This is a genomic window from Pseudomonas sp. FEN (assembly GCF_904067045.1).
Lineage (GTDB): Bacteria > Pseudomonadota > Gammaproteobacteria > Pseudomonadales > Pseudomonadaceae > Aquipseudomonas.
On sequence record NZ_CAJFDC010000023.1, the window covers coordinates 1 to 12654 of the forward strand.

General features: G+C 62.5%; 5 protein-coding genes and 8 pseudogenes. 6 read left to right on the forward strand and 7 right to left on the reverse strand.

All coding sequences use genetic code 11. The features are described 5' to 3' along the window. Positions 1-355: 355 nt before the first annotated feature. The 4 genes and pseudogenes from PFEN_RS31545 to PFEN_RS20460 form a co-directional block, all read right to left on the reverse strand. Positions 356-505, reverse strand: coding sequence for a hypothetical protein (locus PFEN_RS31545; RefSeq protein WP_224771027.1), 150 nt, complete (start codon positions 503-505; stop codon positions 356-358). Between the two features lie 209 nt (positions 506-714). After that, positions 715-1140 (reverse strand): annotated as a pseudogene (locus PFEN_RS31550) (MgtC/SapB family protein); the annotation flags it as partial. A 114-nt stretch (positions 1141-1254) separates the two neighbouring features. After that, positions 1255-2571: pseudogene (locus PFEN_RS20455) on the reverse strand (ATP-binding protein). Continuing rightward, positions 2571-3250, reverse strand: a pseudogene (locus tag PFEN_RS20460) (response regulator). The pseudogenes PFEN_RS20455 and PFEN_RS20460 overlap by 1 nt, the downstream one beginning before the upstream one ends. A 330-nt stretch (positions 3251-3580) precedes the next feature. Between PFEN_RS20460 and dsbD the strand changes: the two are divergent. The 3 genes and pseudogenes from dsbD to dsbG all read left to right on the forward strand — a co-directional run bounded on the left by dsbD (position 3581) and on the right by dsbG (position 6931). Beyond that, a pseudogene (gene dsbD, locus PFEN_RS30780) lies at positions 3581-5314 on the forward strand (protein-disulfide reductase DsbD). Further along, a pseudogene (locus tag PFEN_RS20475) lies at positions 5314-6176 on the forward strand (prolipoprotein diacylglyceryl transferase family protein). The pseudogenes dsbD and PFEN_RS20475 overlap by 1 nt, the downstream one beginning before the upstream one ends. Continuing rightward, the gene (gene dsbG, locus PFEN_RS20480) at positions 6152-6931 is read left to right on the forward strand and encodes a thiol:disulfide interchange protein DsbG (RefSeq protein WP_191486592.1); all 780 of its coding nucleotides are present in this window, start codon (positions 6152-6154) and stop codon (positions 6929-6931) included. Before PFEN_RS20475 ends, dsbG begins: the two are co-directional and overlap by 25 nt. Before the next feature lie 94 nt (positions 6932-7025). Here dsbG and PFEN_RS20485 read toward each other — a convergent pair. Together PFEN_RS20485 and PFEN_RS20490 are read right to left on the reverse strand one after the other, a co-directional pair. Continuing rightward, positions 7026-7818 (reverse strand): annotated as a pseudogene (locus PFEN_RS20485) (substrate-binding periplasmic protein). Between the two features lie 201 nt (positions 7819-8019). Continuing rightward, the gene (locus PFEN_RS20490) at positions 8020-8997 is read right to left on the reverse strand and encodes an IS5 family transposase (RefSeq protein WP_191486049.1); all 978 of its coding nucleotides are present in this window, start codon (positions 8995-8997) and stop codon (positions 8020-8022) included. Between the two features lie 286 nt (positions 8998-9283). Between PFEN_RS20490 and PFEN_RS20495 the strand changes: the two are divergent. Continuing rightward, positions 9284-9825: pseudogene (locus PFEN_RS20495) on the forward strand (exonuclease domain-containing protein). A gap of 106 nt (positions 9826-9931) precedes the next feature. Next, positions 9932-10213, forward strand: a complete 282-nt coding sequence (locus PFEN_RS20500; RefSeq protein WP_191486589.1) for a pyrimidine/purine nucleoside phosphorylase — start codon at positions 9932-9934, stop codon at positions 10211-10213. 111 nt (positions 10214-10324) lie between these two features. Here the strand turns inward: PFEN_RS20500 and PFEN_RS20505 are convergent. Next, positions 10325-12068: pseudogene (locus tag PFEN_RS20505) on the reverse strand (ABC transporter transmembrane domain-containing protein). Positions 12069-12332: 264 nt separating this feature from the next. Between PFEN_RS20505 and PFEN_RS20510 the strand changes: the two are divergent. Then, complete coding sequence (locus PFEN_RS20510) at positions 12333-12506, forward strand: PA1571 family protein (RefSeq protein WP_191486587.1); 174 nt, start codon at positions 12333-12335, stop codon at positions 12504-12506. Positions 12507-12654 lie beyond the last annotated feature (148 nt).

Sequence of the window (12654 nt, forward strand, 5' to 3'; positions counted from 1 at the left end):
CTCGCAAGCGCAAACAATCGATCCATGGCGTTTTCGACGCCAATCGAAGCATCATGCCCGGAGCTGTGCGCAGGTACGCCAGCCACTGCTTGAGACGGGAACGTGCTTGTATCGAAAAACAGCGAAATACAGTATAGGAAAAGTCTCAATTTCTGCTGTGGCTGAACGGTGGAACTCAGCCCATGCCGGCCCGTGGATGTAACGTTCAGGCGTGAGGGCTGAACCAGGTCGGTCACTTTATCGAGAGACCTCAGAAGCATCTGTAGGGAAAATCCAAGATACTCGTCGTTTCCAGGAAGCCCGCAATCGCCCCATCTCCCGCCACGGCAACTGGGCACCGCCGGCGAGATCCTGGTCAATCAGTGGTACTCGGGCTCCAGAACGCCTGCTGCACCATGCTCGAGGTGGACAGCCGCGCCACCAGGGCATCGAGTTCGTCGCCGTCCACCGAGGTGATCGCCAGGGTCGCTTCGATTTCCACCTCTTCGTCGCCAAAGGGGCGCACATCGACATCGCTGGCCGGGTAGTTGCTGCGCTCCAGCTCTTTCCCAGCAAGGACAACGCGGCCTTCTGCTGGCTGCGCAGGGCAATCAGATAAATGATGTTGGTCACTTCCGCCGAGACCACATCCAGCGGCTGACGGTTGATGTTGTTGACGATCGGCCGCAGGGTGTTCGCCGCCAGGACGAACAGGGTCCCCAGCAGAGCTTCAAGGATCAGGTCGGCACCGGCGCAGGCGCCGACCGCCGCCGAGGCCCAGAGGGTCGCGGCGGTGTTCAGGCCACGGACATTACCCTCCTCGCGCATGATCACCCGGCACCGAGAAAGCCGATACCGGAGACCACATAGGCGACCACCCGCACCGCGCCTTCGACGCCGCCCAGGCGTTGGCCATGTCGACGAAGATCGCCGCCCCACCGCCACCAGCACATTGGTGCGCAGGCCGGCGGTACGCTGGCGGTATTGCCGCTCGAGATCAGGCCGCCGAGGATGAAGGCGGCGCTGAGGCTGACGAAGGTGTCGATCAGGGAGTCGAAGTTGATATTGTTCAGGGCTTGCATGGAGGCTCTCATATCTACGGTACAAGCCCCTTGTAGGAGCAAGCTTGCTCCTACAAGGGAGCACTGGTGACGCAGACATAGCACATCAAGATGCACGGGATGATGTCAGAGAACGCAACTGGATCCGCCGCCCATTGACGCGACCTGGAAGCCAGCGCTCCAGGCCTGGCCAGCAGGCGCCGAGAGATGGGTTTCAGAGCACCTGCAACGGCATGGTCAGCTCGACCCGCAGTCCGTCGGGACGGCTGTCGAAATGCAGGACGCAGCCACAGCGCTGGACGATGGCATTGACAATCGCCAACCCAGGCCGCAACCGCTGCTCGCGCTGTGGCGCCAGAAGCGCTGGGTCAGATGCTGCAGATCGTCGCGGCAATACCCGGGCCGTGGTCGCGAACCTGGAAGCGCACACGATTGCCGATGGTTTCCACATTCAATTCCACCGGCGCATCGCCAGGAGTGTGGCGCAGAGCGTTGTCGAGCAGGTTGCGCAAGGCGGCAATGGACAGGGTCGAGGGCATTTCCAGCGGTGCCGGGGAGTAGTTCTCCGACAGGTGCAAGGCGATGCGGTCACGGTTGCCGTTGGCCGAATCCTGGATGGCCAGGCGCGCCACCTGCTCGGCATTGCACTGCACGCCGTCATCGAACGACAGGCTGCCTTCGACCCGCGCCAGCAACAGCAACTGCTCCAGGGTCCGGTGCAGGCGGTCGGCACCGGCCTCGGCGTGGGCCAGGGACTGGTCACGGGCGGCGCCTTCGGTCATGCGCGCCACTTGCAGGTGGGTCTTGATCGCGGTCAGCGGGCTGCGCAGCTCATGGGCGGCATCGCCGTCAGGCGGCGCTCGCGCTCGATGGTCTTGCCGATGCGCTGGAGCAGTTGGTTCTGGGTGTCCAGCAACGGCTGCAACTCGCGGGGCAACGGCTGTACCTGCAAGGGTTCGAGGGAATCGGCGCTACGGCGCATCAAAGCGTCGCGCATACGGTTGAGCGGCGCCAGGCCCCGGCCGATGCCAGCCAGAGCAGGAACAGGCAGCCCATCAGGGCCACGCCGACCGGCACCGAGGCCGCCAGTAACACCGAGAGGTTCAGCGCCTCGCGTTCCACCTGGCGGTCGGCGGTGGTGATATGCACATCGCCACGCACCAGGGTGAAGCTGCGCCAGGGCGCGCCGTCGATCATCTGGTCGTGGAAACCGGCGGTCTGGTCCTCCAGGGCCTGTTCCGGGTTGTTGTGGCTACGGGCGAGGATCTCGCCGCGCAGCGAACTGACCTGGCAGGCCATGCCACCGGGAATATTAAGCTGTTCGGCGCTGAAATGGTACCGTCGCCCTTGCTCGAGATCGGTGGCAATTGCTCCAGCAGCCCGGCGACCATGCGGGCCGAAGCCACCAGCCGCTGGTCGAGGGAAAACATCATCTGGTGACGCAGGTCGCTGAGCATCCAGGTCGCGGCCAGGGCCCAGATCAGGATGAACGCCGAGCCGATGGTCAGGCTCAGCGCAAACGCAGGCTCATCATGCCCGACTGTCCTCGCTACCCGCCGGTCCCAGGCGATAGCCCAGGCCACGGACGGTCTCGACGATGCCATTGCCCAGTTTGCGGCGCAGGTGTGGATATGCACGTTCAAGGCATTGCTTTCCAGTTCATCGCCGAAGCCGTAGACGCTGTCTTTCAGTTGCTCACTGGACAATACCCGGCCACGGTTGTGCAGCAGGGCCTGCAACAGCGCCTGTTCGCGACGCGAGAGGTCCACCGGCTGGCCGCCGAGCAGGGTCACGCGACTGCTCGGGTCGTAGCTCAGCGCGCCGTGTTCGATCAGGTTGACGCTGCGCCCGGCCACGCGCCGCAACAGGGTTTGCAGACGGGCGAAAAGTTCACGCAGGTCGAAGGGCTTGAGCAGGTAGTCGTCGGCACCGGCCTGCAGGCCATCGACCCGGTCGGTGACCGAGTCGCGGGCGGTGAGGATCAGCACCGGCAGTTCCAGGCCCTTCTGGCGCAACTGCGCCAACAACTTGAGACCGTCTTCGTCGGGCAGGCCGAGGTCGAGCACCATCACGTCGAACTCCGCCGCGCGCAACATGGCGCGCGCGGCCGCGGCGGTGGCGACATGCTCGACAATCATGCCCTGGGCGCTCAGGCCGGCCTTGATGCCGCTGGCGATCAGTTCGTCGTCTTCGCAAACCAGTACGTGCATGGGGACACCTGTGCAAATGTGCCGATTGAAACGCAAGTGGATTAAGCGACGATTATGCCGCCAATGTATCCAGAGTAGTTAATCGTCGCGGGCGCTGGTAACCAGGCTGGCCCCGAGCTCGAGCACGAGATTGAAAGCGCCACCGAACTGATGTGGGTACTGACCGGATCGCCGCACCGCCGCCAAGCTTTTAGCAGCCTCAAGGGCCCTTTCGCGAGCAAGCTGGCTCCGACAGGGGCCGCATATAACCAGGGATGGGATCGGGTTAATGATCGGTTAATCGCCTGCTTGCAGGCTAGCTCGACTCGCTACGGTTTTTAAGGTTTTTTTATGCGTTGGTTGTTGACCTTTGTCTTTGTCCTTTTCGCCGGCCTCGTCCAGGCCGGCAACGATCCATTCGCGGTGAAAAAGCCGGACTTCCTACCCGTCGGCCAGGCGTTCGCCTTCAGCAGCGAAACCCTGCCGTCCGGGCAAACCCGGCTGTCCTGGCAGATCGCCGACGGCTACTACCTCTATCAGAAACGCCTGAAGTTCGATGGCCTGCCCCCCGCCCAGCAACCCGAACTGCCCGAGGGCGAGCAGCACAGCGACGAGTTCTTCGGCGACCAGCAGGTCCATCGCGGCGAGCTTGAACTGCTGATCCCGGGTGCCAGCGGTCCGCTCAGGCTGCAAGGCTGCGCCGACGCCGGCCTGTGCTACCCGCCACAAAGCCAGGCCGTCAAGCTGGGCGACAACAGCCGCGTGTCCACGCTTCCAGGCCCGGTACAGGCACAGGATCAATCCCTGGCCGCCAGTCTGCAACACAATGCCCTGGGGTGGAGCCTGCTGGCCTTCTTCGGCCTCGGCCTGCTACTGGCCTTCACCCCTTGCATGTTGCCGATGCTGCCGATCCTCGCCGGCTTGGTGGTCGGTAGCGGCGCAATGCGCGGCGCGGTTTTGCCCTGGCCGGCAGCTATGTGATCTGCATGGCGCTGGTGTATGCCGCGCTGGGCATGCTCGCGGCCCTGCTCGGCGGCAACTTGCAGGCCTTGCTGCAACAACCCTGGCTGCTGGGCAGCTTCGCCGCGCTGTTCGTGGTGCTGGCCCTGCCGATGTTCGGCTTCTTCGAACTGCAATTGCCGGCGGCCCTGCGCGATCGCCTGGAACAGGCCGGCAGTCGCCAGCGCGGCGGCAGCCTGGTGGGTGCCGGGGTGCTCGGCGCGCTCTCCGGCCTGCTGGTCGGCCCGTGCATGACCGCGCCCCTGGCCGTGCCCTGCTCTACATCGCCAAGAGCGGCAATATCGTCGAAGGCGGCCTGGTGCTGTTCACCATGGGCATCGGCATGGGCTTGCCGCTGTTGCTGCTGGTGACCGTGGCAACCGTTTCCTGCCCAAACCAGGGGCCTGGATGGACCGGGTCAAGGCGGTGTTCGGCTTCCTGTTCCTTGGCACCGCCGTGCTGATGATCCGTCCGCTGGTGAGCGAGTCGTTGTGGATCGGCCTGTGGGGCGCCTTGTTGCTGATCATTGCCGGTTGCGCCTGGCAACAGTCCCGCCAGCCGGGGCACGGCGCCTTGCTGAGCGGCTGCGCCGGCGCCCTGCTCGGCCTCTGGGGGACGCTGTTGGTGGTCGGTGCGGCGGGCGGCAGTACCGAGCTGTGGCGACCGTTGCATGTGTATACCGGCACGACTGCCACCAATGGTAATGCAGCGGCCCATGCGCCCTTCGTCACCGTCAACGACCCGGCCGCCTTGCAGCGCGAGCTGGACGCGGCCCGGGCTCAGGGCCAATGGCTGCTGGTGGATTACTACGCCGACTGGTGCGTGTCGTGCAAGATCATGGAGCAGCAGGTCTTCTCCCGGGCCGACGTCCAGGCGGCCCTGCGCGACGTACGACTGGTGCGCCTGGACGTGACCGACGACAATGCCGCCAGCCGCGAGCTGCTGGGCCGCTATCAGGTACCGGGGCCGCCGACCCTGCTGTGGATCGCGCCCGACGGCCAGGAACGTCGGGCCAGCCGCATCACTGGCGAGGTCGACGCCAAGGTTTTTCTCCAGAACTGGAACAGTACACGGGACGCTCTTTGATGCTCACCCTGACCCTCGGGACCTTCGCCCTGTCGATCAACCACTTGTTACTGCTGCTGGCCCTCGCCCTGGCGACGCTGGTGGGCTGGGGTGGCCAAAAGGAGCGGTGAAAACCCGGAGTCGGTGCTGTTCGGCTTGTTCATGCTCGGCCTGCTGGTGGCGCGGATCAGCTTCGTCATTGCCTATTGGGCGTACTTTCGCGATGACCCGTTGCAGATGCTCGATATCCGCGATGGCGGCTTCCTGCCCTGGGCGGGGCTGCTGGCGCTGCTGCTGGGCAGCGCGCTGTTCTGCTGGCGACGCCCGCGCTGCGCCGGCCACTGGGCTTTGGCCTGGGCAGCGGCCTGGCATTCTGGTTGCTGACCACCCTGTCGAGCACCCTCTATGAACAAGGCACGCGCCTGCCGGAACTGACCCTGCGCAATGCCCAGGGCCAATCGGTGCAGTTGAGCAGCTACCAGGGCGGCCCGCTGGTGATCAACCTCTGGGCCACCTGGTGCCGCCGTGCCGCCGGGAAATGCCAGTGCTGCAAAAGGCCCAGCACGAACGCCAGGACGTGACCTTCCTGTTCGTCAACCAGGCCGAAAGCATGCAGAGCGTCAGCACCTTCCTCATGACCCAGGGCCTGAACCTGAACAACGTACTGTTCGACGGTACCGGCCAACTGGCCCAGAGCGTCGGCTCCATGGCCCTGCCCACGACCCTGTTGTACAGCGCCGACGGTCGCCTGCTCGGCACTCACCTGGGTGAATTGTCCGAGGCCAGCCTGGCCCGGGCCCTGGAAAACTTCGGTCCGCCCAAACCCACCTCGGCCGCACCGGCCCCAAGGAAACCGCTATGCCCTTCAACCGCCACCTGCTGAACCTGAGCCTGAGCGCCGCGCTGGGCGCGGTGCTGCTCCAAGCGCCTGCATTGCAGGCCGAAGAACTGCCCGCGCCGATCAAGAGCATCGAAGCCAAGGGCGCCAAGATCATCGGCAGCTTCGACGCGCCGGATGGCCTGCGCGGCTATGCCGCCCAGTACCAGAACCGGGGCATGGCGCTATACCTCACGCCGGATGGCAAGCACGTGATCGCCGGCAACCTGTATGACGCCGACGGCCAGGACCTGAGCCAGGCCCCATTGCAGAAGCTGGTGTATGCGCCGATGGCCAAGCAGGTCTGGGGGCAGATGGAAAAAAGCAATTGGATCGCCGATGGCAAGGCCGATGCACCACGTATCGTTTATCTGTTCAGCGACCCGAACTGCCCGTACTGCAACATGTTCTGGGAACAGGCGCGCCCATGGGTCGAGTCCGGCAAGGTGCAACTACGGCACATCATGGTCGGTATCATCCGCGCGGACAGCGCGGCCAAGTCCGCCGCGCTGTTGAGCGCCAAGGATCCACAAAGCGCCCTGCATGATCATGAAAAGGCCGGCAAGGGCAGCTCGCTCAAGCCGCTGGACAAGATCCCGGCACCGATCCAGGCCAAACTCGATGCCAATATGAAGTTGATGGAAGACCTGGAGCTGTCGGCCACGCCGGCGATTTTCTATCTCGATGAGAACGGTGACCTGCAACAGCAACAGGGAGCACCGAGCCCGGACAAGCTGGTGAAAATTCTCGGGCCGAAATGACTTGCGCGCAGCTGACAGGCGCGGGGCCCGAGGCTATTTTTTGCGCTGAAACAGTGTATCCGTGGGAGCGCCAGTCGACGCTCCCATTGGCTGGCTACTGACCCGCCACCACATTGGCCGCCGGCATCACCTTGATGCGGTAAGGCTGGAAGATCTTCAGCAACTCGCCACTATCGTGCAGGCGTTGCAACAGCTTGCCAAACGCCTCGCCACTGATCGGCGCTTGCGGGCGCAGGATCGCATAGTGGTGATAGACCTGATCGATCCGCTCGGAAATCAGCAGTTCCTGGCCACATCCGGGTTGCGGATCAGGTAATCGAACAGGTAGGAACGGGTCACCAGGGCGATATCGGCACGCCCACGCAGCACCATCAGCAGGTTGGCGTCATGGGAATAGGTCAGGTGGCGTTATAGGTATCGGCCAGGAACTTGGGATCCGCGTTGAAGTTGGCGAACTCGTAGTGGTAACCGCTGAACAGTGCCAGGCGCTTGCCCTTGAGATCGGCGAAATAGCTTTCGTCGCGACCTGGCTCACGCCCGGTGACAAACACCTCGGCATCCTCCAGGCCCATATCGACCGCGGTGTGCGGGATCCCCTGCCAGCCCCAGGCCGGATTCTCGAAGATCGCCATATCGGTACGCCCCTGCTGGAGGTCGCCGAAGCGCCGCGGAATCGACGTCGGCACCAGGGTGAACTGGTAGTCGCTCTGCAACTTGTTCAGCGCATCGGCCAATTGCGGCAACAAGCCGGTATCGGCACCCTGCTCGGGACGGATGGTATAGGGCGGGAAATGCGCGGCGCCGATCCGAACCAGTTGGGCCGCGGAAACCGGCAAGACCACCAGCACGGCGAGCGCCGACAACAGGATCCGGGAAACCGTGCGCACAGGCAGGACGTTCAAAGGCACACACCTCAGGAAAAAACTCGTGGCCTCCAAACTAGGGAAGGTCTGAAATACCCACCGATTTCTGATGCCCTCATTGGCTGAGGCTCAAAAAATTCTGAGTCGGTCGAGCAGCAGACCCTTCCTGTCTTTAACTCACGGTTCTTACCTCTGATCGTACTGTTTCAAGGCGTACGGTCCGCATTACAGACGCACCTCTCCCGCATTCATCAACCGTTTTCGCACCATCCACAGATTCGATAAGGCAAACAGTGTGGTCAGTTGTGCTGTGTTTTTCGCCAACCCGCGATAACGTACTTTCGTATGGCCGAACTGGCGTTTGATGACTCGAAACGGATGCTCGACCTTGGCCCGTATCTGAGCCTTCGCACGTTCTATTCTTCGATACACTTGTGTGATCAGGCTCTTCTTGCCGTGTTTCTTAAACGTGCTGGGCCGGGCGGCAATCGACCAATACATCTGGCGTCCCTGGTGCTCAGGACGCTTCTGCACACCGGTGTAACCCGAATCGCCACAGACGTACGTTTCCTCACCCTGCAGCAACTGATCGACCTGCGTGACATCCGCCACATTCGCCGCCGTGCCCACCAGGCTATGGACCAGGCCGGAGTCGGCATCGACGCCAATGTGCGCTTTCATCCCAAAGAAATACTGGTTTCCTTTCTTCGCCTGATGCATCTCAGGGTCGCGCTTGCCCTCTTTGTTCTTGGTCGAACTCGGCGCGTGAATAATCGTGGCATCGACCACCGTGCCTTGGCGCAGCATCAGGCCACGATCACCCAGATAACCGTTGATGACCTGCAAGATCCCACTGGCCAACTCATGTTTTTCCAGCAGCCGACGGAAGTTGAGAATCGTCGTTTCATCGGGAATCCGGTCCAGGTGAAGTCCTGAAAACTGGCGCAAGATCGTCGTTTCGTAGAGCGCTTCTTCCATCGCCGGGTCGCTGTAGCCGAACCAGTTCTGCATTAGATGAACCCGCAACATCGCCATCAGCGGGTACGCCGGACGGCCGCCTTCACCTTTTGGATAATGCGGTTCGATCAAGGCAATCAGGCCCTTCCAGGGTACGACCTGATCCATCTCAATCAGGAAGCGCTCACGCCGGGTCTGTTTGCGTTTACCGGCATACTCAGCATCGGCAAAGGACATCTGTTTCATCGGGGCTCAACCGTTCAGTGTGGACGAGACGGTATTTCACCAAATTTGGAAGTGTTTTTCAGAGTTTCCCTAGGCGTTTTTATTGATTTAAACAACTTTTCGCCCGTTAATTAATGACTTGCACAGCTCCATCAGTCATTTTTGAGAATCAGAAGCAACGCCTCCTCAGCCAACCGATCCAGGGGCAGACTGCCCGATCCTGCTGGAAGTCGAATAAGCCGCTAGGCGGATCAAGCGCCTTTGGCTACGCTTGAGTCCGACTAGGATGCTGTATTCGGAGCTTGCGATGCCCCACTGGCTGGTGATTGATCTGGAAGCCACGACGGATGATGGGGGCTGGCCGCTGGCGGAGATGGAGATCATCGAAATCGGCGCCACCCTGGTCAACCGTGAAGGCCGGGAGCTGGACCACTTCCAGCGCTTTGTCAGGCCCCTGCGCCGACCGTTGCTGACCCTCTTCTGCCGCGAACTGACCCATATCAGCCAGGCCCAGATCGACAGTGCCGCGCCACTGGGCGAGGTCTGGCCGCTGTTCGAGCGCTGGCTGGCCAACATCGGGAGCGCCTGGAAGGCTGGGCCAGCTGGGGCGACTACGACCGTCGGCAGTTGGAGCAGGACTGGCGGCAACTCGGCGTGTCCAGCGCCCTGGGCCTGGTGCCGCATATCAACCTCAAGCAGCGCTTCGCCAAGGCGCGGCGCCTGGAGCGACCGCTGGGCCTGAACGGCGCCCTGCAACTGGCCGGACTGCAATTCAATGGCCAGCAGCACCGGGCGCTGGAGGATGCACGCAATACCGCGCGCCTGTTGCCATTGAGCCTGCCCCTGTAATGCCCGGCCAGGGGGGCAGCATCCTGCCATCCGGGTTTGCCGCGCCCACAGGAATTTGGGCATACTGGCCGACCCCTTTTTTTCAGCTCATTTCGAGGAATCGCCCATGTTTAAAGTCAACGAGTACTTCGACGGCACCGTCAAGTCGATTGCCTTCGCACAAGCCGAAGGTGCCGCCACCATCGGCGTCATGGCCGCTGGCGAATACGAGTTCGGCACCGCCCAACGCGAGATCATGCACGTGGTCGCGGGTAGCCTGACCGTCAAGCTGCCCGACAGCAATACCTGGGAAACCTTCGAAACCGGCAGCCAGTTCAACGTTCCGGCCAACAGCAAGTTCCAGCTGAAGGTCGCCGTGGACACCGCTTACCTGTGCGAATACCGCTGAGTTCGCAACGCTGACTGTCAGGATGCCCGGCAGTCAAGGACGCGCGCGCGCCGTTGTCGCCGGCTTGCTGGCGAAGGCCGTCTAATGCCCGAACCCGTAAGTTCAAGCACATCACGCTTGCACCACAGGCTCCCGCGCATTGAACTGCAGCGCCGCCAGCCGGCATAGAGCGGGTTGCTCGCGATCAACTCGGCGTGGGTGCCAATCGCCACCAGCTTGCCCTGATCCATCACCGCAATACGGTCGGCATTCTGTACCGTGGCTAGGCGGTGGGCGATCACCAGGGTGGTGCGGCCTTGCATCAGGCTCGGCAGGGCCGCCTGGATCAGGTGTTCGCTCTGCGCATCGAGGGCGCTGGTGGCCTCGTCCAGCAGTAGGATATCCACCAGCAACGCCCGGGGGCGTTGCGTGCCCGGCCCAGGCCGCCCCCCAGATGCGTGCGGTAGCCATCGGGCATTTGCTCGATGAACTCATCGGCGTAGGCGATACGCGCCGCGTCCCGGACCTGGGCGTCAGTGGCGCTCGGCTTGCCGTAGCGGATATTGTCCTCGACACTGCCGAAAAACAGCGCCGGGCTTTGCGAGACCAGCGCAAAGCAACGACGCAGCTCCTGCGGATCCAGTTCGGTCAGGGGGTTGGCCGTCGAGCAGCAGCCGGCCCTGTTGCGGATCATAGAAGCGCAGCAACAGGTCGAACACGGTGGATTTTCCCGCTCCCGACGGTCCCACCAGGGCCAGGGTCTCTCCGGCCCTGACCGTCAGGTTCAGGCCGTCGATGGCATGGCTGTCCGGGCGCGAGGGGTAGCTGAAACGCAGATTCTCCAGCACCAGGTTGCCACTGACCCGCTCGGCCAACTTCACGCCGCCACCAACCGGCGCGGTAATCTCATTGCTCGATTGCAACAGTTCGCCAATGCGCTCCCCCGCCCCCGCGGCCCGCTGCAACTCACCGATCACCTCGCTGAGGGTACCGAAGGCGCCGCCGACGATCAGGCTGTAGAACACGAAGGCCGCCAGTTCACCGCCGGAAATCTTCCCGGCCATCACATCCATGCCGCCGACCCAGAGCATGACCGCCACCGCGCCCAACACCAGCACGATCACCAGGGTAATCAGCCAGGCGCGTTGCACGATACGCTTGCGGGCCGTCAAGAAAGCCTGTTCGACGGTCTCGGCGAAGCGTTTTTCGTCCTGGGACTGGTGGTTGTAGGCCTGCACGGTCTTGATCTGACCGAGGTTTCGCTGACGTAGCTGCCGACATCGGCGATACGGTCCTGGCTCAGGCGCGACAGGCCACGCACCCGCCGTCCGAAGATCAGGATCGGCGCCAGCACCAGCGGCAGGGCGACGACCACGATGCTGGTTAGCTTGGGGTTGGTGATGAACAGCAGCACCACCCCGCCAATGACCATCAGCGCATTGCGCAGGAACAGCGAGAGCGACGAGCCGATCACCGATTGCAACAGCGTGGTGTCGGCGGTCAGCCGCGACTGGATCTCCGAACTGCGGTTGTTCTCGTAGAAACCGGGGTGCAGGTAGATCAGGTGGTTGAACACCTGCCGACGAATATCGGCGACCACCCGCTCACCGATCCAGGACACCAGGTAGAAGCGCGCGAAGGTGCCCACCGCCAGACCCAGGACCAACAGCATGAACAGGCCAATGGACTGGTTGAGCAACTGCGGCGACTGAGTCATCAAGCCCTTGTCCACCAACAGGCGGATACCCTGGCCCATGGACAAGGTAATGCCGGCGGTGACAATCAGCGCGACCAGGGCACCGGCCGCCTGCCAGCGATAAGGGGCGACAAAACGACTGGCCAGGCGAATTGCGCGGCGATGGCGTGCAGAGAGCATGGGCGATGAGTCCGTTAGACGATGAAGACAGAGCCTACACCGAACAGGGAGGGAACTTATGCAAAACGCAATCAATCGGTTTAATTATGACCGTGCATGCTAATCCCTAGAGAGCATTGATCTAAAGCCTCTCTGGCGGTGACGAACGGTTTCTGTTGCACTGGTGCTGCCAGCTGGTTTGCAGCGCGTTGTAACAGGCTGGTCATGCGGCGAATATAATCTTTGACTGAAACTGATGACGAAACCTGAGCGAGGAGACAGGCCATGGACTTGCAAAACAGCAGCAACCAGATTCCAGTGATTCGTCCCTGCCCCCAGAAATTGGGCTGCGCGATTATCGACGCCCAGGGTCGCGAGGTGCCAATCACTGAAGAAATGATCCAGGACGCTTGCCGCGAACTGGAACAACGATTGGTCAAGCCTGCCAAGCAAGACTGACAGCCCGAACTCTTCCTTGACCCGGCCCTGCTGCCGGGTTTTTTATCCCTGCCGACATTGGCCAACCTGTGGGCGCCAGCTTGCTGGCGATGGCATCTGGATGGGCGCCACAAGACTCCAGGGCCTCACGCCGGCAAGCGCCACACAA